Source organism: Citrobacter sp. Marseille-Q6884 (assembly GCF_945906775.1).
In the GTDB taxonomy this organism is placed as follows: Bacteria; Pseudomonadota; Gammaproteobacteria; order Enterobacterales; family Enterobacteriaceae; genus Citrobacter.
The window spans coordinates 552,185-574,436 of the sequence record NZ_CAMDRE010000002.1; the positions used below are offsets into that span (position 1 = coordinate 552,185).

The window sequence follows — 22,252 nt, forward strand, 5'->3', positions numbered from 1 at the left end:
CAATTCTCTGCTTTACTTATAATCCACGGCCAGTCATGAAGGTCTCTTATAACAGCGTATTTGTGCCGGAAGAATGGTGTTTCGTCTGCTACAATCGCGCCTCATTTTTTGGATGGATAGCATTTTCACATGGTTTCCGAAACTAAAACCACAGAAGCGCCCACGCTACGTCGTGAACTGAAGGCGCGCCACCTGACGATGATTGCCATTGGTGGCTCCATCGGTACGGGTCTTTTTGTTGCATCTGGTGCAACTATTTCTGCGGCGGGTCCAGGCGGCGCGCTGTTTTCTTATATCCTGATTGGCCTGATGGTGTACTTCCTGATGACCAGTCTCGGCGAGCTGGCTGCGTACATGCCGGTTTCCGGTTCGTTCTCCACTTACGGTCAGAACTATGTAGAAGAAGGCTTTGGCTTCGCGCTGGGCTGGAACTACTGGTACAACTGGGCGGTGACCATTGCCGTTGACCTCGTGGCCGCACAGCTGGTGATGAGCTGGTGGTTCCCGGATACGCCAGGCTGGATCTGGAGTGCGCTGTTCCTTGGCGTCATTTTCCTGCTGAACTACATTTCCGTTCGCGGCTTTGGTGAAGCGGAGTACTGGTTTTCGCTGATCAAAGTGACCACCGTTATTATCTTCATCATTGTTGGTGTGATGATGATCATCGGTATCTTCAAAGGCGCTCAGCCGGTGGGCTGGAGCAACTGGACGACGGGTGATGCTCCGTTTGCCGGTGGTTTTGCCGCCATGATCGGTGTGGCGATGATCGTCGGTTTCTCCTTCCAGGGAACGGAACTGATTGGTATCGCGGCGGGCGAATCTGAAGATCCTGAGAAAAACATTCCGCGCGCGGTGCGTCAGGTGTTCTGGCGAATCCTGCTGTTCTATGTGTTCGCGATTTTAATCATCAGCCTGATTATTCCGTACACCGATCCAAGCCTGCTGCGTAATGATGTGAAAGACATCAGCGTCAGTCCGTTCACGCTGGTCTTCCAGCATGCCGGTCTGCTCTCTGCGGCTGCGGTAATGAACGCGGTGATCCTGACGGCGGTATTGTCGGCGGGTAACTCCGGTATGTATGCCTCCACGCGTATGCTCTACACCCTGGCGTGCGACGGTAAAGCACCACGCATTTTCGCCAAACTGTCTCGTGGCGGCGTACCGCGTAACGCACTGTATGCGACCACGGTGGTGGCGGGTCTGTGCTTCCTGACATCCATGTTTGGTAACCAGACCGTATACCTGTGGCTGCTGAATACTTCCGGGATGACCGGCTTTATTGCCTGGCTGGGGATTGCCATTAGCCACTATCGTTTCCGTCGCGGTTATGTGCTGCAGGGACATGATGTGAAAGATCTGCCGTATCGCTCAGGTTTCTTCCCGTTGGGCCCGATCTTTGCGTTCGTGCTGTGCCTGATTATCACGCTGGGACAAAACTACGAAGCGTTCCTGAAAGATACTATTGACTGGGGCGGCGTCATGGCGACCTACATCGGTATCCCACTGTTCCTGATTATCTGGTTTGGCTACAAGCTGACAAAAGGAACCCATTTCGTTCGTTACAGCGAAATGCACTTCCCGGAACGTGTGAAGAAATAGCATTTGCGTTAACGTCTGCCGCACTCCGGCAGACAAAAAATAAAACCCCGGCATGTTGAGTGCCGGGGTTTTTTTATCAGGCAGAACTTAGAAGCTGTAGGTCATGCCAACGGTATAACGACGTCCATCGAGCACGGTATCGTAGGTATCGTAATCAATTTGTTTATCCAGAACGTTATATACACCCGCGGTTAAGAGCAGATCTTTGTTAGCGTAGTAACGCAGACCCACGTCAACCTGGGTATAGGACGGTGTTCCTTGAGCCATCGACGTACGGCTCAGGTATTCCGATGTTTTACCGCGCAAGTTCAGACGGCTCCAGAAGCCAAGATCCTGCGTGGCCTGCCAGTCCAGCGTGGTGTTAAACATATGCTTCGGCATTTTGTTTAACGGCTGACCAGAGAACTGACCGCTTTTCTGTTCGGATTCCGTCCAGGTATAGTTCGCCGTCCAGTTGATGTCAGAGGTTATTTTCCAGCCAAAGGTGGATTCTACGCCACGCATATTGGCCTTATCGACGTTAACCCGGTCGCTGACAAAATCGTAATGCGTACCCCCGATGGTGCAGGCGGGATCCGCGCTGCTGTTACAACGACGTACTTCGGTAATTTTGTCTTTAAAGTCGGTGTTAAACAGGGTGACGCCCGCGTTGAGGTCGTTGCCGTTATCCCACAGTAAACCGATCTCTTCACTCAGGCTTTTCTCCGGTTTCAGATCCGGGTTGCCGACAATGATACCGTTCAGACGACCACCGCCGGTGACCTGCCCCCAGTTAGCGGACGACTGGCGCAGATCCGGTGCGCGATAGCCCGCAGAGACACCGCCTTTTAAGGTCCATTGATCGCTAAGATGCCATACGCCATAGCCGCGTGGTGTCCAGTTGTCGCCGTAGTTCTCATCTTTGTCCATACGCAGGCCGCCGGTCAGCGTAAAGGTGTCGGTGATGGCCCATTCATCTTCGGCAAACAGCGCCCAGCTCCAGCGGGTCAGCTTGTTCAGACCATCCGCCGCTTCCAGTTGGTTGCCGTTATCGCGCAGTTTTTCATAACGATACTGTCCACCCGCCGTCAGGGTGTGTGCCCCGAGGAAGATCTGGTTCTGGTTATTGAAGATGGTGTTGTAGGACTTCATCTGGCGACCTGGGTTGTCGGTCTCTTCCTGCTGGATATAGCTGGTGGAGTTGAAGTCGTCGTAATAACCGCTGTGGGTGAGTGAATATGTGGTGTGCACATATTTGTTTTCGCTTTTACTGTTGGGCTTACAGCTTCCGTTGCGGCAGCTTTCCTCGGCCATGGATTTGCCGGGGGTACTGTCGCGATCCTGTAGTTCACGTGCGTAATCGAAGTCGATGTCGTTTTTATCATCCGGTGTGAAGTTCAGGGTCAAGCCGCCGTTACGCAGGCGTTGCTCATTGTAGCCATTGACGATCTCATCTTCCGCGCGATGGGAGAACAATCCGGTGACTTTCGCGCCGAGTAATCCGTCAATCAGCGGCCCGGCTGCATACGCGTTTGTCTGGTAAAGATCGCCGGAGTCTCTGTCTTCCTGGAAGGTGGCATCGCCATGCAGGGAGCCTGTCCAGGCTTTGGTATTCGAGACTTTTTTGGTGATCACGTTAATCACGCCGCCCATCGCATCAGAGCCGTAAAGCGAGGACATCGGGCCACGGATCACTTCGATACGTTCGATCGATTCCAGCGGTGGCAGCCAGCCTTGCTCAATACCTGAGTTATCGCTGTTAGGGCGTGTACCACGCGTGCTGATACGTTTTCCGTTGACCAGGAAGAGCGTGTATTGCGACGCCATACCGCGAATGCTGATATCACTGCTACTCCCACCGCCCGTCACCACGACGCCTGGCACATCTTTTAGCGCATCGGTGACATCACGGTAGGCTTTATCCTCAATTTGCTGCTTGGTGATGACAGAAATAGAGGCGGGGGCATCCTGAATTTTTTGCTCGAACCCTGTGGCGGTGACGACGACAGTATCCTGGTCTGCAGCGTAGACGAGAGAGGGGAGACTGGCGACGCATACTGCGGCAGCAACAGCCTTAACGTGAGGTATAGTCATTTGTATCATTCCATTTAAATGAATTTACCCGTCATTCTTCAAGCTACAGGTGCGTTGGCTGCGTACGTTACCCCGATCACGGACTGATGTTCGCTCCCGGGGATTGACTCTCTGCTGCCTTCCCGCAACTTGAATGAGTGAGGGTATGAATCAGCGCGTCATATGAAAGGCCATGACAATTGTATGTATTTGTCTTTTAAGGACTCTTTTCAGTAAATAAGCGGGGTGAATTGTACAAAACTATGAATTATTGTAAACACAAATGATAATAGAAATCATTTGTGTTTGATGTTAGTTGAGGGGAAAACCTTTCTGTTCAATAAGATAGAGGGAAAATAAAAAAGGAGAAAAATGAGGAAATGATGGAGAAACAAAGAGGGCTGGCGCCCTCAGGGGGTTACTTCAACAGATGTTGCGCGTGGAAGCGCAGGTGATCTTCAATGAACGACGCAATAAAGTAATAGCTGTGATCGTATCCGGGCTGGATGCGCAATGTCATTGGCCATGCGGTCTGGCGGGCAGTTTCAGCCAGTACAGCAGGCTGGAGCTGATTGGCGAGGAATTGATCGCTATCACCCTGATCAATCAGCGTCGGAATCGCATCGTCGGGCTGACTGGCTAACATCAGCGCGCAGCTATCCCACTCGGCCCATGTCGATTTATCCTCGCCCAGATAGGCGCGAAAAGCCTTCTCGCCCCACGGCACGCGGCAGGGGTTGACGATCGGCGCAAAAGCGGAAACGCTGGTATATTTACCGGGATTTTTCAGCGCCATAATTAGCGCACCGTGACCGCCCATCGAATGCCCGCTGATGGCACAGCGATCGCTGACGTTAAACTGCGACTGAATCAGCGTCGGAAGCTCATCACGCAAATAATCATACATGCGGAAATGCGTTGCCCACGGCTGCTGCGTCGCGTTGAGATAAAACCCTGCTCCCAGGCCTAAATCATAGCCATCATCATTAGCGACCTGCTCGCCGCGTGGACTGGTATCCGGCATCACCAGTACTATTCCCAGCTCAGCGGCAATACGCTGCGCGCCCGCTTTAGTGGTGAAATTCTCATCATTGCAGGTCAGGCCTGACAGCCAGTACAGTACCGGCGGCGGGGTGTTATCGCGTGGTGGCGGAAGAAAAATACTGAAGGTCATGGCGCACTGTAAGGTGGTCGCGTCGTGACGCCAGCGTTGCTGCCAGCCTTCAAAACAGCGGTGCTCTTCGAGCATTTCCATGCGTGGCTCCTTGTTGTGTTGAACCTGAATGTGTTTGCGAACTCAACATAATACAGATTATTCATTCCGCTGTGAGTAACTTTCACTTTCGCTATAGGCAAACATACTTCATCATCTACATAACCTTACATTAACACTTTGCTTCATTTAGTCGGGCAGTGAGTGGAATCAGTGCGCTAAAAGGCAGCGCCAATTTCAATAATTATCACTGTGAATACTGGATTATGTGCGCCGCCTCACGCACAATGTTCTGGCTGTGACACAGCCTAAAAACTTTGCCCCACGCAGGGCAGAGGCGCCACACCTGCAGGAGAAAAAGAAATGTCATCACTCAGTAAAGAAGCGGCCCTGGTTCATGAAGCACTGGTCGCGCGTGGACTCGAAACACCGCTGCGCCCGCCCGTGCATGAGATGGATAACGAAACGCGCAAACGACTTATCTCCGGCCATATGACCGAGATTATGCAATTGCTCAATCTTGATTTGAGCGATGACAGCCTGATGGAAACGCCGCATCGCATTGCGAAAATGTATGTGGATGAGATTTTCTCCGGCCTCGATTACGCGAACTTCCCGAAAATCACCGTCATTGAAAACAAAATGAAGGTTGATGAGATGGTTACCGTTCGCGATATCACGCTGACCAGCACCTGTGAGCATCACTTTGTCACTATCGATGGCAAAGCGACGGTGGCCTACATTCCAAAAGAGTCTGTGATTGGCCTGTCGAAGATTAACCGCATTGTGCAATTTTTCGCACAGCGTCCGCAGGTTCAGGAGCGTCTGACGCAGCAAATTCTGACCGCGCTGCAAACGCTGCTCGGTACAAATAATGTGGCGGTTTCAATCGATGCCGTGCATTACTGCGTGAAAGCGCGCGGTATTCGCGATGCGACCAGCGCCACGACGACCACTTCTCTTGGCGGATTGTTTAAGTCCAGCCAGAATACGCGTCAGGAATTCCTGCGCGCCGTTCGTCACCACAACTGATTAGGGCAGGAGCCATGGAGCGTAATGTCACGCTGGATTTTATTCGTGGCGTCGCCATCCTCGGTATCCTGCTTCTCAATATTAGCGCCTTTGGTTTGCCAAAGGCGGCCTACCTGAACCCTGCCTGGTACGGCAACATTACCTTATCGGACGCCTGGACATGGGCGGTGCTCGATCTCTTCGCACAGGTCAAATTCCTCACGCTGTTCGCTCTCTTATTCGGTGCCGGCCTGCAAATGCTGCTACCGCGAGGCAAACGCTGGATCCAGTCGCGACTCACGCTGTTGGTTCTGCTGGGTTTTATTCACGGTTTAGTGTTCTGGGATGGCGATATTCTGCTGGCATACGGCTTAATTGGTCTTATCTGCTGGCGGCTCATCCGCGACGCCCCTTCGGTAAAAAGCCTGTTTAATACTGGCGTACTGCTCTATCTGGTGGGTATCGGCGTATTGCTACTGCTCGGTGTTATCTCCGGGAGTGAGACCAGCCGGGCCTGGACGCCGGATGCTTCTGCGTTGCTGTATGAAAAGTACTGGAAGGTTAACGGCGGTATGGAAGCGGTCAGTAATCGCGTCGATATGCTGTCGAACAGCCTGCTGGCACTGGGGGCGCAGTATGGCTGGCAGCTTGCGGGAATGATGCTGCTCGGTGCGGCATTGATGCGCAGCGGCTGGCTAAAAGGGCAGTACAGCCTGCAGCATTACCGTCGTACCGGCGTTTTGCTGGTCATTATTGGTATCGCCATAAACCTGCCAGCCATCATCGCACAATGGCAACTGGGGTGGGCATATCGCTGGTGTGCTTTCTTATTACAGACACCGCGTGAGTTAAGCACACCGTTCCAGACTATCGGTTATGCCGCATTGATGTTTGGTTTCTGGCCGCAGTTGAGCCGCTTAAAAGCGGTTATTGCGATTGCCTGCGTCGGGCGTATGGCACTGACCAACTATCTTCTGCAAACTCTCATCTGTACCACACTGTTTTATCAGTTCGGTTTATTTATGAAATTTGATCGGCTGGAACTGCTGTGGTTCGTCATTCCTGTCTGGGGTATTAACCTTCTTTTCTCCGTCATTTGGCTACGTTTTTACCGGCAAGGCCCTGTCGAATGGCTATGGCGTCAGTTAACCCTGCGTGCTTCAGGGATATCATTACCGCGAACATCAAGATAACGATCTGGATCACATTCATTAACAAAATGGATGTAAGCGTTTTCATTCCTGTGACATCACTCACGTAGCCCTTACCGTTGTGCTGACAAAATACACAGCCTGGGGTGTCTGCGGGCAGCCGCAATCTTAAACAGGGTAGTGAATATGATCACCATACGTGATGTGGCACGGCAGTCTGGCGTTTCTGTAGCAACCGTTTCCCGGGTACTGAACAACAGTGCGCTGGTGAGTCCCGATACTCGCGAAGCGGTAATGAAGGCAGTTGCACAGCTTGGCTATCGACCTAATGCCAATGCGCAAGCGTTGGCGACACAGGTGAGTGACACTATCGGGGTGGTGGTGATGGACGTTTCAGATGCGTTTTTTGGCGCACTGGTTAAAGCCGTGGACCTGGTTGCCCAGCAGCATCAAAAGTATGTGCTGATTGGTAACAGTTACCATGAGGCTGAAAAAGAACGTCATGCCATTGAAGTCTTGATCCGCCAGCGTTGTAACGCGCTGATTGTTCACTCTAAAGCGCTAAGCGATCGGGAACTGGGTGAGTTTATGGATCAGATCCCCGGTATGGTACTGATCAATCGCATCGTCCCGGGATACGCCCATCGGTGTGTCTGTCTGGATAATATCAGCGGGGCGAAAATGGCCACCCGCATGCTGATCAATAATGGGCATCAACGCATTGGCTATCTGGCATCAAGTCACCGCATTGAAGATGACGAGATGCGTAAAGAAGGGTGGCTCAGCGCATTGAAAGAACACGGGATTACGTCAGCGGAGAGTTGGATCGGAACCGGTTCGCCTGATATGCAGGGAGGGGAATCCGCGATGGTAGAACTGCTGGGGCGCAATTTGCAACTGACGGCCGTTTTCGCCTACAACGACAATATGGCCGCCGGTGCGCTGACTGCGCTAAAAGACAACGGCATCGCCATTCCATTACACCTGTCTATTATTGGTTTTGACGATATCCCCATCGCGCGTTACACCGACCCGCAACTGACGACGGTGCGCTATCCCATTGCATCTATGGCGAAATTGGCGACAGAGCTGGCGCTACAAGGCGCAGCTGGAACGCTGGATCCGGCGGGGACACACTGCTTTATGCCGACACTGGTGCGTCGTCATTCTGTGGCATTGCGGCAGAATGCGGCATCGATCACTAACTGATAATGTCGGGCTATGTAACCGCTTTCAATATGTGAGTAAATTCACAGTATCTTAACAATGCGATAGCTATGATGACACTGTTTGTTGCGCTGTAACTACTATGTAACGGTGAATAATCACTTTCATCGAGGTATAGGCGTCTTAAACAAAAATTAAAGCCTGTTTTTGGAGCGTTGCCAGACACGGAAGAAATATTTTTTAAAAGTGAGCTTCGGCGTTCAGTAACACTTTAGTAACGTTCTGCCCTGCCGAGCATTTATCTCAAGTACTACCCTGCATAATAAAACCGGAGATACCATGAACAAGAAGGTGTTGACCCTGTCTGCTGTAATGGCAAGCATGTTATTCGGCGCGGCTGCGCACGCTGCTGATACCCGCATTGGTGTGACTATCTACAAATATGACGATAACTTTATGTCTGTGGTGCGTAAGGCTATCGAAAAGGATGCCAAAGCGGCACCTGATGTACAGCTGCTGATGAACGACTCCCAGAACGATCAATCCAAACAAAACGATCAGATTGATGTGTTGCTGGCAAAAGGCGTTAAAGCGCTGGCTATCAACCTGGTTGACCCGGCAGCAGCAGGTACGGTCATTGAAAAAGCACGCGGCCAGAACGTACCGATTGTGTTCTTCAACAAAGAGCCATCGCGTAAAGCGCTGGACAGCTATGACAAAGCCTTCTACGTCGGTACCGACTCTAAAGAATCCGGCATCATTCAGGGCGATCTTATCGCGAAACACTGGGCTGCAAACCCGAACTGGGATCTGAACAAAGACGGCAAAATTCAGTTCGTTCTGCTCAAAGGCGAACCGGGACACCCGGATGCTGAAGCACGTACCACTTACGTGATTAAAGAGCTGAACGACAAAGGCATTAAAACTGAGCAGCTGCAGTTAGATACCGCGATGTGGGACACCGCTCAGGCAAAAGATAAAGTTGATGCGTGGATGTCTGGTCCAAATGCCAACAAAATTGAAGTGGTGATTGCGAACAACGACGCCATGGCAATGGGCGCAGTTGAAGCGCTGAAAGCGCACAACAAAACCAGCGTTCCGGTATTTGGCGTGGATGCGCTGCCAGAAGCGCTGGCACTGGTTAAATCTGGCGCAATGGCCGGTACCGTGCTGAACGATGCTAACAACCAGGCGAAAGCCACCTTCGATCTGGCGAAAAACCTGGCTGAAGGCAAGGGCGCGGCTGATGGCACTAACTGGAAAATTGACAACAAAATTGTTCGTGTTCCGTACGTAGGTGTCGATAAAGATAATCTGGCTGAGTTCACCAATAAATAAGTTCTTCGTCTGTGGGCGCAATATCCTTGCGCCCTTAATAACGCACTCTGCAAGGCCAACAAGGTATAATTATGGTCAGCACTCATACTCAGTCGTCAGGCGAATACTTGTTGGAAATGAGCGGCATCAACAAGTCCTTCCCCGGCGTTAAGGCTCTTGATAATGTCAATTTGAAAGTCCGCCCACATTCTATTCATGCCTTAATGGGAGAGAACGGAGCCGGCAAGTCAACATTATTAAAATGCCTTTTTGGGATCTATCAAAAAGATTCCGGCAGTATTTTATTTCAGGGTAAAGAAATCGATTTTCATTCTGCTAAAGAAGCGCTTGAAAACGGTATCTCAATGGTGCATCAGGAATTAAACCTGGTATTACAACGTTCGGTGATGGACAACATGTGGCTGGGGCGTTATCCCACCAAAGGCATGTTTGTCGATCAGGACAAAATGTACCGTGATACCAAAGCGATATTTGATGAACTGGATATTGATATCGATCCGCGCGCGCGTGTCGGGACATTATCTGTTTCACAAATGCAGATGATAGAAATTGCCAAAGCATTTTCCTATGACGCCAAAATTGTCATCATGGATGAACCGACCTCTTCGTTAACGGAGAAAGAGGTTAATCATCTGTTCACCATTATCCGTAAGTTGAAAGAACGTGGATGCGGTATCGTTTATATTTCTCACAAAATGGAAGAGATCTTCCAGCTGTGCGATGAAATTACCGTACTGCGCGATGGCCAGTGGATTGCAACCCAGCCGCTGGATGGGCTGGATATGGATAAGATCATCGCCATGATGGTGGGACGTTCACTGAACCAACGTTTCCCGGATAAAGACAACAAGCCCGGCGAAGTGATTCTGGAAGTGCGTAACCTGACATCTCTGCGTCAGCCGTCGATCCGTGATATCTCTTTTGATCTGCACAAAGGGGAGATCCTCGGTATTGCGGGTCTGGTGGGGGCGAAACGCACCGACATTGTTGAAACGCTTTTTGGTATTCGTGAGAAATCTTCGGGTACGATTACGCTACACGGCAAAAAAATTAATAACCACAGTGCGAATGAAGCCATTAACCATGGTTTTGCACTGGTAACAGAAGAACGTCGTTCAACCGGTATTTATGCTTATCTGGACATTGGTTTTAACTCGTTAATATCCAATATCCAAAATTACAAAAATAAAGTCGGTCTGCTGGATAATTCTCGGATGAAGAGCGATACCCAGTGGGTTATTGACTCGATGCGCGTAAAAACACCGGGTCATCGTACGCAAATTGGTTCGCTTTCCGGTGGTAATCAGCAAAAGGTTGTTATCGGTCGCTGGTTGTTAACACAGCCGGAAATACTGATGCTTGATGAACCGACACGCGGGATTGATGTCGGGGCAAAATTTGAAATTTATCAGTTAATTGCAGAACTGGCGAAAAAAGGAAAGGGGATTATTATTATTTCCTCCGAAATGCCAGAACTGTTAGGTATTACCGATCGTATTCTGGTGATGAGCAATGGTCTCGTTTCTGGAATTGTTGACACTAAGACAACAACGCAAAACGAAATCCTCCGTCTTGCGTCTTTGCACCTTTAAGATTAGGGGCTCCTCATGAGTGCGTTAAATAAGAAAAGTTTTCTTACTTATCTGAAAGAAGGCGGAATTTACGTTGTTCTTTTAGTTTTGCTGGCGATTATTATTTTCCAGGACCCCACATTCTTAAGTTTACTGAACTTGAGTAATATTCTGACGCAATCTTCTGTGCGTATTATTATCGCACTGGGTGTGGCCGGACTGATTGTTACCCAGGGGACTGACCTGTCAGCGGGGCGACAGGTTGGCCTGGCGGCGGTGGTGGCGGCAACGCTGCTGCAGTCGATGGAGAATGCCAACAAGGTGTTCCCGGAAATGGCCACCATGCCGATCATTGTCGTCGTGCTGATTGTCTGCGTGATTGGCGCCATTATCGGCCTGGTGAACGGTATCATCATTGCTTATCTGAATGTGACGCCGTTTATTACCACTCTCGGTACCATGATCATCGTCTACGGTATCAACTCCCTGTATTACGACTTTGTCGGGGCATCGCCAATTTCTGGCTTTGACAGCGGATTCTCGACCTTTGCGCAGGGCTTTATTGCGCTGGGCAGCTTCCGACTCTCCTACATTACCTTCTACGCGTTAATTGCCGTGGCCTTTGTTTGGGTACTGTGGAACAAGACCCGCTTTGGTAAAAACATCTTCGCTATCGGTGGTAACCCTGAAGCGGCGAAAGTTTCCGGTGTTAACGTTGCGCTGAACCTGCTGATTATCTATGCGCTGTCTGGTGTGTTCTACGCGTTTGGTGGTTTGCTGGAAGCAGGGCGTATCGGCTCTGCGACGAACAACCTCGGCTTTATGTATGAACTGGATGCGATTGCGGCGTGTGTGGTTGGCGGCGTATCGTTCAGTGGTGGGGTCGGGACGGTCTTCGGCGTGGTAACCGGTGTCATTATCTTCACCGTTATCAACTATGGTCTGACCTACATTGGTGTGAACCCTTACTGGCAGTACATCATTAAGGGCGGCATTATCATCTTCGCCGTTGCGCTGGACTCACTGAAGTACGCACGTAAGAAGTAATGCGATAAACGAAAAAGCCCGGAGCTGCTCCGGGCTTTTTTACATTCTGCGTAACAGCGTTGCGCATCTGCCAGTCAATGTCACTTCATCGCTTATCGATAAAAGACTAAATACACCACCATCCCGACAGACAAGCATCCAAACCCGGCGTAAACAACAACGTAAGACCAGAATTGCACGGGCTCTTCATGACGATAAGCGTAAACCGGCTCTTGCGCGTTCTTCTTAATTTTATCCACTGCCCCTGTGCGTAGTCCTTTCCAGGCTTCGCGGAAACAAAACACAGGGATCAGCAAAAAGGCCAAAACGACGAAGAGGGTTTGTACATCCATGCTTATTTTCCTTGTTTCTTTTGTAATTCGAGTAATTGTTCCGGCGTGACCGCCGGATAACCCTGCGCATCATCGGGTACCTGGTGCATTGCGGGGATTGGCACCAGCGGACCTAAAAACCGCGGTTCACGTTTGAAAATATAAAGATCGGCAAGCGCGCCAAAACGGGCGCCAAATTCGCGCACCCGTACGGTCAGCATATCTTTTGGCGAAGGTACGGCGTAGCACTGAGCCTGAATGCCCATATGTAGCGCAATAAACAACGCGCGCTCACAGTGGAATCGCTGAGTAATGATGATGAAATCGTTGGTATCGAATACTTTTCGGGTACGCACAATGGAGTCGAGTGTACGAAATCCGGCGTAATCAAGCACAATGTCGGCAGGATCGACGCCAGCGGCTATCAGATCTTTACGCATCGTCATCGGCTCATTATAACTTTGCAGCGCGTTATCGCCGCTGAGCAGCAGGTAGTTAACCTTGCCGCTGTTGTAGGCGTTTAAGGCGCCCTGAATACGGTAGCGGTAATACTGGTTAATCACACCGGTACGATAGTATTTCGCTGTGCCTAATACCACGCCGACCTGGCGATAGGGTAAATCCTGCAGTTCGTCGTAGATGTAGGGCGCGGTTTTCCAGCTCATCCATCTGTCGAGGCCAAGCACAGTTAACAGCAGCAAGCCGATCAGGACTAACAGGCTGTAAAACACGCGCTTTAACATGCAGAAAACTCGATAATTGGATGGAATTTCAATCAGGCTACTGTACCCGACGGCGTAGCGCAAGAAACAGCAGTCTGATTGAGGGGATTTTAGGCACTGTTGCCCGATGGTGCTGTGCTTATCTGGCCTGGACGCAAACCACGTATCAGGCCGGAAAGAGGCTTATTAACCCAGCAGTACGCGGTCGATATTATTGCAACCTAATGCTTTCAGCGTTGCTGCGGTGGCGTCCCACTGGATCAGTGGCGCATCGGCTTTTTCTGCCAGCACGGCGCGCTGAATGTCTGGATAGTCATAGCCGTTCAGATTCAGCAGGTTTAATGCACCCTGCAGGGGAGGGAGCGTTGGGTTGAAAGCGGCGTTTTCAGCATAGCTACCGGCAAAAATCTGGCCGTCTTTGCACTCTAGCGCAACGCCGCTTGGCGCGTGACTGTAAGGCATATGGCAGCGATTAGCCGCGGCAATTGCCGCCTGGCTCAGTGCATCGCCTTTCAGCGCAAAACCGTGATTCTGGTCATCCATCAGCAGGGTTTTGATGTCCAAATCTTTCGGGCCGAAAGCGTCCGGCAGGTAGTCGCGCAGCGCGTGCGGCTCGCGTCCTGGCAGATGAATGCGTAAATCCAGTCCGCTGTTCAGTTCGTTCATAAACTGACGGCAATGACCGCAAGGCGTGTAGTTAACGGTGATGGCGGCGAGTCCTTTTTCACCGCGCAGCCAGGCGTGACTGATGGCGCTTTGCTCGGCGTGAACAGTTTGCTGCATCGTCGCGCCGAGGAATTCCATATTCCCACCGAAATACCAGGTACCACTGATGCCGCGCGCAATGGCGCCGACGTTAAAGTGGGACAGGTCAGTTCGAGCGCAAGCTGCTGCCAGCGGCAGCAGAGCGAATGCCAGCGTGTCTTCGTCCAATCCCGATTCGCGTTTAAGCAAAGAGACCTGCTCCGCCGTCAGCATGGCAGGGAAATGCTCATCTGCCAGCAGGGGGGCCAGGGCCGATTGCAAGTTATCCGCGAGTTGGGCAAAAGCAGTTTGAAAACGTGGATGCATGGCGATGCCTCATAACAATGTAATGGAATCGTAGTTTACGGGCCTGTTACGGCTTTATATGTGATCCAAATCTCATTGCTTATGCAACTTATGAAACTTAAATTAAAAATGTGCAACGTATCGCAAATAAATGACCTAAAAATCGGGATTAACGCACGATTGCCAGGATCACCGGGAACAGGAATGGGGCAACCAGCGAGGTAATAATCCCGCAAATGACCAGCGCCAGAGAACCAAAAGCGCCTTCCTGGTAATCCAGTTCGGCACAACGTGCCGTGCCGAGGGCGTGCGAGGCGGTACCCATCGCCAGCCCACGTGCGGCCTTAGTATGAATACGCATTGCATTTAACAGGATATGACCAAACACGGCACCGAGAATACCGACAAAAATGACGCACACTGCGCTGATTGCCGGAATACCGCCAATACTGCCACCCACAGCCATTGCGATCGGCGTTGTGACCGATTTAGGCATGATAGACGCAGCAATTTCCGGTGATGCTCCCAGCAGCAAGGCGATGGTGGTACCGGTTACCATTGCCACGACGCTGCCGGCAAAACAGATGGCAATAATGGATTTCCAGCGGGCGCGGATCTGGTGTAACTGCTCATAGAGCGGATAAGCCAGAGCCACCACGGCAGGTTGGAGTAAATTGTTGAGAACCTCGCTGCCTTTGAAGTAGTGATCGTAGGGAATACCGGTCAGAAGCAGAAAAGGAATAATAACGACCATGGCGACGAGCAGAGGGTTGAGCAGCGGCATTTTAAACCGCATAGCCAATCTACGTGCGCCAAAAAATACCGCCAGCGTGAGGGGTAACGACCACCAGATATACGACATCATTTTTTAGACCCTTTTTGCCCAACGATTTTGCGTTCACCGTGTACAAGGTGGGAGCTCCAGCTCACGACCAGGAAAACGACCAGCGTACTGATGGTGCAGGAGACCACCACCGGACCAAACTGGGCGCGTAGCAAGTCAAAGTACTGCATGATCCCAACGCCAATGGGCACAAACAGCAGAGCCATGTAGCGGATCAGGATATAGCAACCTGGATTCACCCATTTCGCTGGCAGGATCTGTAATGCCAGCAGGACAAACAGAATCAGCATGCCGATAATGCTGCCCGGAATAGTGATAGGTAGCAGCGATGCCAGAAAAATACCGGCGTAAAGGCAGGCATAAATCAGCACGAAAGCGCGTATATATTGCCAGATAATATTCAGTGACTTGCTCATATTTGAAACCCTTGACGAGACTGATTCATCATACAATTAAACTTTAAAACGTGCTACCGATCACACCATGAATTCTAAGCATAGTGGAAATAGATAACGGGAACAGTGGCGAAAGGCGACCCTGAAAAGAGAATAGCGGTAAGAACGTATCCTCTGTGCTTTCAACCCTCCTTCAGAGCAGTTAACATAGCGCCTCTCTTTTTTACAGGTAATGATATGCGAGTTTTACTGGCGCCGATGGAAGGTGTGCTCGACTCTCTGGTGCGCGAGCTACTGACGGAAGTGAATGATTACGATCTCTGCATCACCGAGTTTGTCCGGGTGGTGGATCAACGCCTGCCGGTAAAAGTGTTTCACCGCATTTGTCCTGAGTTACTCAATGCCAGCCGGACGACATCGGGTACGCGTGTTCGCATACAGCTGTTGGGTCAGTATCCACAATGGCTGGCGGAGAACGCGGCCCGCGCGGTAGAACTGGGATCGTTCGGTGTCGATCTGAACTGCGGTTGCCCCTCAAAATTGGTTAACGGCAGCGGTGGCGGCGCTACGCTCTTGAAAGATCCTGAGCTTATCTATCAGGGTGCCAAAGCGATGCGCGAGGCGGTTCCCGATCATTTACCGGTGACCGTAAAAATCCGTCTGGGCTGGGACAGCAGCGACAGGCAGTTTGAAATTGCCGACGCCGTCCAGCAAGCAGGTGCCAGCGAACTGGTGGTGCATGGTCGTACCAAAGAGCAGGGCTACAAAGCCGAACATATTAACTGGCAGGCGATTGGCGAGATCCGCCAGCGGCTGACCATTCCGGTGATTGCGAATGGTGAAATCTGGGACTGGCAGAGCGCGCAAGATTGCATGGCCGTGACGGGGTGTGATGCGGTGATGATCGGACGCGGCGCGTTAAATATTCCCAATCTTAGCCGTGTGGTGAAATTCAATGAGCCACGCATGCCATGGCCTGACGTGGTGGGGTTATTGAAAAAATACACCCGGCTGGAAAAGCAGGGCGATACCGGGTTGTACCATGTGGCGCGTATCAAACAGTGGCTGGGCTATTTACGTAAAGAGTATTCAGAAGCGACAGTCCTGTTTCAGGAGATTCGCGCGTTAAATAATTCACCGGATATCGCGCGTGCGATTCAGGCCATTGATGTTTAACTGAACGCTGACGCAATGGTGTTGTTGGCCGGATAAGCGACAAGCGCTATCCGGCATCATCAGCCGTGTTTACGTGCGGGCTGTTCTGTGTATCCTCTCTGCATGACCCGGTTTAAGACTTCCGCTTCCAGCTCAGCCAGCCGCACAGAACCCAGCCGACGCGGGCGTGGAATATCCACCGTCAGATCCAGACCAATTTTCCCGTCTTCAATCAGCAATACGCGGTCAGCCATAGCCACGGCTTCGCTGACATCATGTGTCACCAGCAGAACGGTAAATCCGTGCTCTTGCCACAACGAAACAATCAGATCCTGCATGTCCAGGCGCGTTAGGGCATCCAGTGCGCCGAGGGGTTCATCCAGCAGCAGCAGCCCGGGGCGGTGGATTAAGGCGCGCGCCAGCGCCACGCGCTGTTTTTGCCCACCGGAGAGGGCGGCAGGCCACTCGGCCGCCCGGTTTTCCAGCCCAACCGAGGTGAGCGCCTGACCGGCTGCATCACGCCAGTGGCCTTTCAGACCCAGACCCACGTTATCGATCACGGATTTCCACGGCAGCAGACGTGCATCCTGAAACATCATGCGCGTATCGTCCTGCATGTCCGCCAGTGGCGTGGTTCCGGCGAGTATTTCACCGGCTGTCGGGGATTCCAGCCCAGCCAGCAGACGCAATAATGTACTTTTTCCGCCACCGCTGCGACCGACCACGGCGACAAACTGCCCGGCAGGAATATGCAAATCTAACTGATTGAGGACGGTATTTGCGGCGTAGCGCTTGGTTACAGCGCTCAGCAGCAGCGGCGTTCCCTGATTTAAACGAGCGGTTTTCATACTGTCGCCTCCTTCACATGATAAGCGGGATTCCAGCGAAGCCAGATACGTTCCAGTAATTGGGCGCTGACGTCGGCAAGTTTACCGAGCAGGGCATAAAGAATGATGGCGACCACCACCACATCGGTTTGCAAAAATTCACGGGCATTCATGGCCAGGTAACCAATGCCGGCATTGGCAGAAATGGTTTCCGCGACAATCAGCGTGAGCCACATCAGCCCGAGGGCAAAACGTACGCCCACCATAATCGAGGGCAGGGCGCCGGGTAAGATGACATGAATAAAAAGTGAAACACCGGATAAGCCGTAACTGCGCGCCATCTCGACCAGCCCGCGGTCGATATTGCGGATCCCGTGCCAGGTGTTGATGTACATCGGGAACAGGGTGCCCAGCGCGACAAGAAAGATCTTGGCGGATTCATCAATTCCAAACCACAAAATAACCAGCGGGATCAGCGCCAGGTGTGGAACGTTACGCAGCATTTGCACAGAGGTATCCAGCAGACGCTCGCCCCAACGCGATAACCCGCTGATCAGCCCCAGCGCCAGGCCAAGCGATCCGCCGATAGAAAACCCGATCAATGCCCGCCAGGCGCTGATTGTCAGATGCTGCCAAAGCTCGCCGCTAGCTGACAGCGTCCAGAAGGCTTCCACCACACCCTCCGGGGAGGGCAGAATGCGGGTGGAGAGCCAACCCATGGAAGAAGCCAGTTGCCATAGCGCCACCAGTGCGGTCGGTAAAAACCAGGGAGCCAGGCGTAGCAACCCTCTTTCATTTCGTGTCGCCATCATCTGCTCCTTAGCTTTGTGCAACCTTGCGTGGGATAAATGCGTTAGCGACCGCTTCGCCCTGCTGATGAAGGCGCTGTGGCTGCGGAATGTCCGGGATTGCCACATCCAGGTGTGGGAACAACAGCTCTCCGACTTTCCAGGCTTCCTCCAGGTGCGGGTATCCGGATAACACAAAACTGTCGATACCCAATGCCGCATATTCGTTTATGCGCGCCGCAACCGTGGGACCGTCGCCGACCAGTGCCGTGCCTGCGCCGCCGCGTACCAGCCCGACACCAGCCCACAGGTTAGGGCTAATTTCCAGCTTGTCGCGCTTGCCATTGTGCAACGCAGCCATTCGATGCTGACCGACGGAGTCTGTTCTGGAGAATGCGGCCTGCGCTTTCGCAATGGTTTCGTCATCAAGATGCGCGATCAGGCGATCCGCTGCTCGCCACGCCTCTTCGGTGGTTTCGCGTACGATCACATGCAGGCGAATGCCGAAACGGATCTTTCGTCCAAGTGCTGCTGCTTTTGCTCGTACTTGCTCAATTTTCTCTTTCACCTGTTCGGGTGGTTCGCCCCAGGTCAAATAAAGATCAACCTGCTCGGCGGCAAGATCCTGCGCCACATCAGAAGACCCTCCGAAATAGAGCGGGGGATGAGGTTGTTGCACTGGTGGGAAAAAGAGCTGCGCGCCGCGAACGTGAATATGCTTACCGCTGAAATCCACGGTTTCACCTTGCAACAAGCGTCGCCATACGTGGGTAAATTCCGCTGAGGCTTCATAACGTTCAGCGTGATCGAGAAAAACGCCATCACCCGCCAGCTCTTGTGGGTCACTACCCGTTACCAGGTTAAACAGCGCCCGACCATTGGACAACCGGTCAAGCGTGGCGGCCTGACGAGCCGCAACCGTGGGTGAGGTTACGCTCGGACGCAGTGCGACCAGAAATTTTAATCGCTGGGTGACCGGGATCATTGAGGCAGCCACCAGCCAGGCATCTTCACATGAGCGACCGGTCGGGATCAGTACGCCGGTAAAGCCCAGACGATCGGCCGTTTGCGCGATCTGTTGTAGGTAGCTGTGATCGACCGGACGGGAGCCTTGTTCGGTGCCCAGATAGTGCCCGTCACCGTGCGTCGGTAAAAACCAAAACATATTCAGACTCATCATTTTGCTCCTGTCTGCGAGGTGGGTTGCCAGATTCGCTGGCGAATATCGACTTTTTTCGGCACCAGACGGTTGTCATAAAACAGATCGGCGGTTTGTTGCTGCAATGTGGCGACAGTCGCGCTAACGGGCGTAATGGTGGTTGGGGGACGATGATCCAGATAAGAGGCAATGACCGGTTCGGGTAGCCCCATGGTTTTTGCCAGGAGTGTAATGCTCTGTTCGCGTTGGCTGAGGGTTAAGGCATCGGCCTGGCTAAATGTGTCGAGGACACCGAGGACAAACGCCCCATTTTTCTCAGCATAAGGACGCGCAGCGAGATAAAACGAACCCGTCTGTTTGAGGTCGGTACCGTCTTTCAGGACACGGACGTCACCTTGCAATAAGGCAGCGGAGTAGTACGGATCCCAGATGGCCCACGCATCGACATTCCCCTGTTGAAAGGCCGCACGCGCATCGGCGGGGGTCAAATAAGTGGGTTGAATATCGGTAAACTTCAGTCCGGCTTGTTGCAGCGCACGAAGCAGGAGATTGTGCGCGCTGGAGCCTTTCTGGAAGGCGACTTTATGCCCTTTGAGTTCCGCAACAGTGTGAATCGGGCTGTCTTTCGGCACCAAAATCACTTCGGCCTTTGGTTTGGGTGGTTCGACGCCGACGTAGACCAGATCGGCTCCGGCGGCCTGGGCAAAGATCGGTGGAATATCCCCGGTACTGCCCAGATCGATACTGCCGATATTTAAGGCCTCCAGCATTTGCGGCCCGGCCGGAAACTCGACCCATGAGATCGTTGTTTGCGGGTAGCGCTTCTCCAGGAGTTGATGGCTTTTGGCCAGCACCATACTGACGCTCCCTTTCTGATAACCAATGCGCAGCGAATCAGGCGCAACATCTGCGGCCTGAATCTGCGATGAGAGCGACAGCAATCCCGCGAGCGCCAGCCATGGCGTGTGACGTTTGAGCAAATTAAGCATGGGCGGCGCCTCGCAGGGGGTGCAACTGCGGGAGCGGTATGTCGCGACGATGTAACGCCAGCCAGAACGTGTCGAGCGCGTTGTCCAGACGTGACTGCAGGTTCGGCGTAAACTGGGGTTTATGCTGATACTCGATGACCTGCGAATCATCAGCAAAGACGCCGTGTAGAATTTCCTGGGCTTTGAGTGCGCTCAACACCGGTTTTAAGGCGTAATCGACCGCCAGTAAATGTGCTACCGTGCCGCCGGTTGCCAGCGGCAATACCACTTTACCTTCCAGCGCCCGCTCGGGTAACAGGTCGAGCAGCGTTTTCAACGCACCTGAGTAAGCGGCTTTATAGACTGGGGTGGCCACAATCAGTCCGTCTGCCGCCTTTAATTGCTCGATAAACGTTTTCAGCGCCGGGCTGTCAAACCGCGCATAGATCAGATCTTCGGGCTCAAAATTATGAAGATTCCAGTGGTAAACGTCGACATCCTGCCCGTTCAGTTTTTCTCGCGCATATTCCAGTAACGCACTGGAGCGAGAGGGAAAGCGTGGGCTTCCCGCCAGAGTGATAACGCGCATAATTTCCAGACTCTCCTTATAACCAATTGTTCTCTTTTGTTTAACATTGATAACAATTTGTGCAGTCTGGCAGAGAGATTTTGTTTACCGAAATGATTTATACGGCATAGAAAAGCTGAAAATTGCATAAAACGGAGATCGGAAGAAAACGTTTGCTATTTATTGCCGCAGGTCAATTCCCTTTTTGCTCGCGATCGCACATAATACGCCCCCGGTTTGCACACCGGGAATCCAGGAGAGTTCATGTACTACCCCTTCGTTCGTAAAGCCCTTTTTCAGCTCGATCCAGAGCGCGCTCATGAATTGACATTCCAGCAATTACGTCGCATTACGGGCACGCCGCTCGAAGCGCTTGTTCGCCAAAAAGTCCCCGCAAAGCCGGTCAACTGCATGGGGCTGACGTTTAAAAACCCGCTCGGTCTTGCCGCAGGGTTGGATAAGGATGGGGAGTGCATCGATGCACTCGGTGCGATGGGATTTGGCTCGATTGAGATCGGCACTGTAACGCCACGTCCTCAACCGGGTAATGATAAGCCGCGCTTGTTCCGTCTGGTCGATGCGGAAGGTTTGATCAACCGTATGGGGTTCAATAATCTGGGTGTTGATAACCTGGTGGAGAACGTTAAAAAATCCCATTTTGACGGCATCCTCGGGATTAATATTGGTAAGAATAAAGATACCCCGGTAGAGAATGGCAAAGATGACTATCTGATTTGTATGGAAAAAGTCTATGCCTATGCCGGTTATATTGCGATTAATATCTCATCGCCTAATACGCCAGGCTTACGTACGCTGCAATATGGCGAGGCGCTGGATGATCTGCTGACGGCAATTAAAAATAAACAAAACGAACTGCAAGCGATCCACCATAAATATGTTCCGGTGGCGGTAAAGATCGCCCCGGATCTTTCTGTGGAAGAACTGATCCAGGTTGCCGACAGTTTAGTTCGCCATAATATCGATGGCGTGATTGCCACGAACACAACGCTCGATCGTTCCCTGGTTCAGGGAATGAAAAATTGCGATCAAATGGGTGGTCTGAGTGGCCGACCGTTACAATTAAAAAGCACAGAAATTATTCGTATGTTGTCCCACGAGTTAAATGGACAACTGCCTATTATCGGTGTGGGCGGTATCGACTCGGTCATTGCTGCCCGTGAGAAAATAGCGGCGGGTGCTTCACTGGTTCAGATTTATTCCGGATTTATTTTTAAAGGTCCGCCATTGATTAAAGAAATCGTAACCAATATCTGAACTTTGCCTTAATCCGACAGCCAGGGCTTTATTTCTAGCCC

Annotated in this window: 21 protein-coding genes; 9 read left to right on the forward strand and 12 right to left on the reverse strand. The window is 51.9% G+C overall.

Annotated features, from left to right (window positions below; genetic code table 11):
• Positions 1–129 precede the first annotated feature (129 nt).
• Positions 130–1,599, forward strand: coding sequence for a lysine-specific permease (gene lysP / locus N7268_RS17605; protein ID WP_260863878.1), 1,470 nt, complete (start codon positions 130–132; stop codon positions 1,597–1,599).
• An 87-nt stretch (positions 1,600–1,686) separates the two neighbouring features.
• Here the strand turns inward: lysP and N7268_RS17610 are convergent, their stop codons facing one another.
• Together N7268_RS17610 and fghA are read right to left on the reverse strand one after the other, a co-directional pair.
• Positions 1,687–3,672: a ligand-gated channel protein gene (locus N7268_RS17610; protein ID WP_260863879.1), complete on the reverse strand. Its 1,986-nt coding sequence runs from the start codon at positions 3,670–3,672 to the stop codon at positions 1,687–1,689.
• A gap of 397 nt (positions 3,673–4,069) precedes the next feature.
• Positions 4,070–4,906 carry an S-formylglutathione hydrolase gene (gene fghA / locus N7268_RS17615; protein ID WP_260863880.1) on the reverse strand — a complete coding sequence of 279 codons (837 nt, stop codon included), beginning with the start codon at positions 4,904–4,906 and terminating at the stop codon, positions 4,070–4,072.
• A gap of 321 nt (positions 4,907–5,227) precedes the next feature.
• Here fghA and folE point away from each other — a divergent pair, with 321 nt between their 5' ends.
• The 6 genes from folE to mglC all read left to right on the forward strand — a co-directional run bounded on the left by folE (position 5,228) and on the right by mglC (position 12,149).
• Entirely contained in the window at positions 5,228–5,896 is a 669-nt protein-coding gene (gene folE, locus N7268_RS17620; RefSeq protein WP_043000121.1) for a GTP cyclohydrolase I FolE, read from the forward strand.
• A gap of 14 nt (positions 5,897–5,910) precedes the next feature.
• On the forward strand, positions 5,911–7,068 hold the full coding sequence (gene yeiB, locus N7268_RS17625; protein WP_260863881.1) for a DUF418 domain-containing protein YeiB: 1,158 nt from the start codon (positions 5,911–5,913) through the stop codon (positions 7,066–7,068).
• 144 nt (positions 7,069–7,212) lie between these two features.
• Positions 7,213–8,235 carry an HTH-type transcriptional regulator GalS gene (gene galS / locus N7268_RS17630; RefSeq protein WP_260863882.1) on the forward strand — a complete coding sequence of 341 codons (1,023 nt, stop codon included), beginning with the start codon at positions 7,213–7,215 and terminating at the stop codon, positions 8,233–8,235.
• 297 nt (positions 8,236–8,532) lie between these two features.
• Positions 8,533–9,531 (forward strand): galactose/glucose ABC transporter substrate-binding protein MglB, encoded by a 999-nt coding sequence (gene mglB / locus N7268_RS17635; protein WP_260863883.1) that lies wholly within the window; start codon positions 8,533–8,535, stop codon positions 9,529–9,531.
• Positions 9,532–9,602: 71 nt separating this feature from the next.
• On the forward strand, positions 9,603–11,123 hold the full coding sequence (gene mglA / locus N7268_RS17640; protein ID WP_260863884.1) for a galactose/methyl galactoside ABC transporter ATP-binding protein MglA: 1,521 nt from the start codon (positions 9,603–9,605) through the stop codon (positions 11,121–11,123).
• Positions 11,124–11,138: 15 nt separating this feature from the next.
• A complete protein-coding gene (mglC, locus tag N7268_RS17645) occupies positions 11,139–12,149 on the forward strand; it encodes a galactose/methyl galactoside ABC transporter permease MglC (protein WP_003027393.1) in 1,011 nt (336 codons plus the stop codon).
• Between the two features lie 92 nt (positions 12,150–12,241).
• On the opposite strand, the gene N7268_RS17650 is transcribed toward mglC, so the two are convergent.
• The 5 genes from N7268_RS17650 to N7268_RS17670 all read right to left on the reverse strand — a co-directional run bounded on the left by N7268_RS17650 (position 12,242) and on the right by N7268_RS17670 (position 15,492).
• Positions 12,242–12,481: a DUF2542 family protein gene (locus N7268_RS17650; RefSeq protein WP_260863885.1), complete on the reverse strand. Its 240-nt coding sequence runs from the start codon at positions 12,479–12,481 to the stop codon at positions 12,242–12,244.
• 2 nt (positions 12,482–12,483) lie between these two features.
• Positions 12,484–13,203 (reverse strand): outer membrane permeability protein SanA, encoded by a 720-nt coding sequence (gene sanA, locus N7268_RS17655; protein WP_198903616.1) that lies wholly within the window; start codon positions 13,201–13,203, stop codon positions 12,484–12,486.
• A 165-nt stretch (positions 13,204–13,368) separates the two neighbouring features.
• Positions 13,369–14,253: a cytidine deaminase gene (gene cdd / locus N7268_RS17660; RefSeq protein WP_260863886.1), complete on the reverse strand. Its 885-nt coding sequence runs from the start codon at positions 14,251–14,253 to the stop codon at positions 13,369–13,371.
• 148 nt (positions 14,254–14,401) lie between these two features.
• The gene (locus N7268_RS17665; RefSeq protein ID WP_198903618.1) at positions 14,402–15,097 is read right to left on the reverse strand and encodes a CidB/LrgB family autolysis modulator; all 696 of its coding nucleotides are present in this window, start codon (positions 15,095–15,097) and stop codon (positions 14,402–14,404) included.
• Complete coding sequence (locus N7268_RS17670) at positions 15,094–15,492, reverse strand: CidA/LrgA family protein (protein WP_260863887.1); 399 nt, start codon at positions 15,490–15,492, stop codon at positions 15,094–15,096. The genes N7268_RS17665 and N7268_RS17670 overlap by 4 nt, the downstream gene beginning before the upstream one ends.
• 216 nt (positions 15,493–15,708) lie before the next feature.
• Here N7268_RS17670 and dusC point away from each other — a divergent pair, with 216 nt between their 5' ends.
• Entirely contained in the window at positions 15,709–16,647 is a 939-nt protein-coding gene (dusC, locus tag N7268_RS17675) for a tRNA dihydrouridine(16) synthase DusC (protein WP_260863888.1), read from the forward strand.
• A 59-nt stretch (positions 16,648–16,706) separates the two neighbouring features.
• Here the strand turns inward: dusC and ssuB are convergent, their stop codons facing one another.
• Genes ssuB through ssuE form a run of 5 tightly spaced genes read right to left on the reverse strand, consistent with a single transcriptional unit; the run spans position 16,707 to position 20,957 of the window.
• Positions 16,707–17,474, reverse strand: a complete 768-nt coding sequence (gene ssuB / locus N7268_RS17680; protein WP_260863889.1) for an aliphatic sulfonates ABC transporter ATP-binding protein — start codon at positions 17,472–17,474, stop codon at positions 16,707–16,709.
• Positions 17,471–18,262, reverse strand: coding sequence for an aliphatic sulfonate ABC transporter permease SsuC (gene ssuC, locus N7268_RS17685; RefSeq protein ID WP_260863890.1), 792 nt, complete (start codon positions 18,260–18,262; stop codon positions 17,471–17,473). The genes ssuB and ssuC overlap by 4 nt, the downstream gene beginning before the upstream one ends.
• Before the next feature lie 10 nt (positions 18,263–18,272).
• Entirely contained in the window at positions 18,273–19,418 is a 1,146-nt protein-coding gene (gene ssuD / locus N7268_RS17690; protein ID WP_260863891.1) for an FMNH2-dependent alkanesulfonate monooxygenase, read from the reverse strand.
• Entirely contained in the window at positions 19,418–20,389 is a 972-nt protein-coding gene (locus tag N7268_RS17695; protein WP_260863892.1) for a sulfonate ABC transporter substrate-binding protein, read from the reverse strand. The genes ssuD and N7268_RS17695 overlap by 1 nt, the downstream gene beginning before the upstream one ends.
• Positions 20,382–20,957: an NADPH-dependent FMN reductase gene (gene ssuE / locus N7268_RS17700; RefSeq protein ID WP_260863893.1), complete on the reverse strand. Its 576-nt coding sequence runs from the start codon at positions 20,955–20,957 to the stop codon at positions 20,382–20,384. Before ssuE ends, N7268_RS17695 begins: the two co-directional genes overlap by 8 nt.
• A 243-nt stretch (positions 20,958–21,200) precedes the next feature.
• On the opposite strand from ssuE, the gene pyrD reads away from it, so the two are divergent.
• A complete protein-coding gene (gene pyrD, locus N7268_RS17705) occupies positions 21,201–22,211 on the forward strand; it encodes a quinone-dependent dihydroorotate dehydrogenase (protein ID WP_260863894.1) in 1,011 nt (336 codons plus the stop codon).
• Positions 22,212–22,252 lie beyond the last annotated feature (41 nt).

Coding starts and splice junctions, on each gene's coding strand:
- mglB (WP_260863883.1), top strand. CDS start 8,533: ATGAACAAGAAGGTGTTGACCCTGTCTGCTGTAATGGCAAGCATGTTA.
- N7268_RS17610 (WP_260863879.1), bottom strand. CDS start 3,672: ATGACTATACCTCACGTTAAGGCTGTTGCTGCCGCAGTATGCGTCGCC.
- N7268_RS17695 (WP_260863892.1), bottom strand. CDS start 20,389: ATGCTTAATTTGCTCAAACGTCACACGCCATGGCTGGCGCTCGCGGGA.
- ssuC (WP_260863890.1), bottom strand. CDS start 18,262: ATGGCGACACGAAATGAAAGAGGGTTGCTACGCCTGGCTCCCTGGTTT.
- fghA (WP_260863880.1), bottom strand. CDS start 4,906: ATGGAAATGCTCGAAGAGCACCGCTGTTTTGAAGGCTGGCAGCAACGC.
- N7268_RS17650 (WP_260863885.1), bottom strand. CDS start 12,481: ATGGATGTACAAACCCTCTTCGTCGTTTTGGCCTTTTTGCTGATCCCT.
- lysP (WP_260863878.1), top strand. CDS start 130: ATGGTTTCCGAAACTAAAACCACAGAAGCGCCCACGCTACGTCGTGAA.
- ssuB (WP_260863889.1), bottom strand. CDS start 17,474: ATGAAAACCGCTCGTTTAAATCAGGGAACGCCGCTGCTGCTGAGCGCT.
- N7268_RS17665 (WP_198903618.1), bottom strand. CDS start 15,097: ATGATGTCGTATATCTGGTGGTCGTTACCCCTCACGCTGGCGGTATTT.
- pyrD (WP_260863894.1), top strand. CDS start 21,201: ATGTACTACCCCTTCGTTCGTAAAGCCCTTTTTCAGCTCGATCCAGAG.
- sanA (WP_198903616.1), bottom strand. CDS start 13,203: ATGTTAAAGCGCGTGTTTTACAGCCTGTTAGTCCTGATCGGCTTGCTG.
- dusC (WP_260863888.1), top strand. CDS start 15,709: ATGCGAGTTTTACTGGCGCCGATGGAAGGTGTGCTCGACTCTCTGGTG.
- mglA (WP_260863884.1), top strand. CDS start 9,603: ATGGTCAGCACTCATACTCAGTCGTCAGGCGAATACTTGTTGGAAATG.
- folE (WP_043000121.1), top strand. CDS start 5,228: ATGTCATCACTCAGTAAAGAAGCGGCCCTGGTTCATGAAGCACTGGTC.
- ssuD (WP_260863891.1), bottom strand. CDS start 19,418: ATGAGTCTGAATATGTTTTGGTTTTTACCGACGCACGGTGACGGGCAC.
- ssuE (WP_260863893.1), bottom strand. CDS start 20,957: ATGCGCGTTATCACTCTGGCGGGAAGCCCACGCTTTCCCTCTCGCTCC.
- N7268_RS17670 (WP_260863887.1), bottom strand. CDS start 15,492: ATGAGCAAGTCACTGAATATTATCTGGCAATATATACGCGCTTTCGTG.
- mglC (WP_003027393.1), top strand. CDS start 11,139: ATGAGTGCGTTAAATAAGAAAAGTTTTCTTACTTATCTGAAAGAAGGC.
- galS (WP_260863882.1), top strand. CDS start 7,213: ATGATCACCATACGTGATGTGGCACGGCAGTCTGGCGTTTCTGTAGCA.
- cdd (WP_260863886.1), bottom strand. CDS start 14,253: ATGCATCCACGTTTTCAAACTGCTTTTGCCCAACTCGCGGATAACTTG.
- yeiB (WP_260863881.1), top strand. CDS start 5,911: ATGGAGCGTAATGTCACGCTGGATTTTATTCGTGGCGTCGCCATCCTC.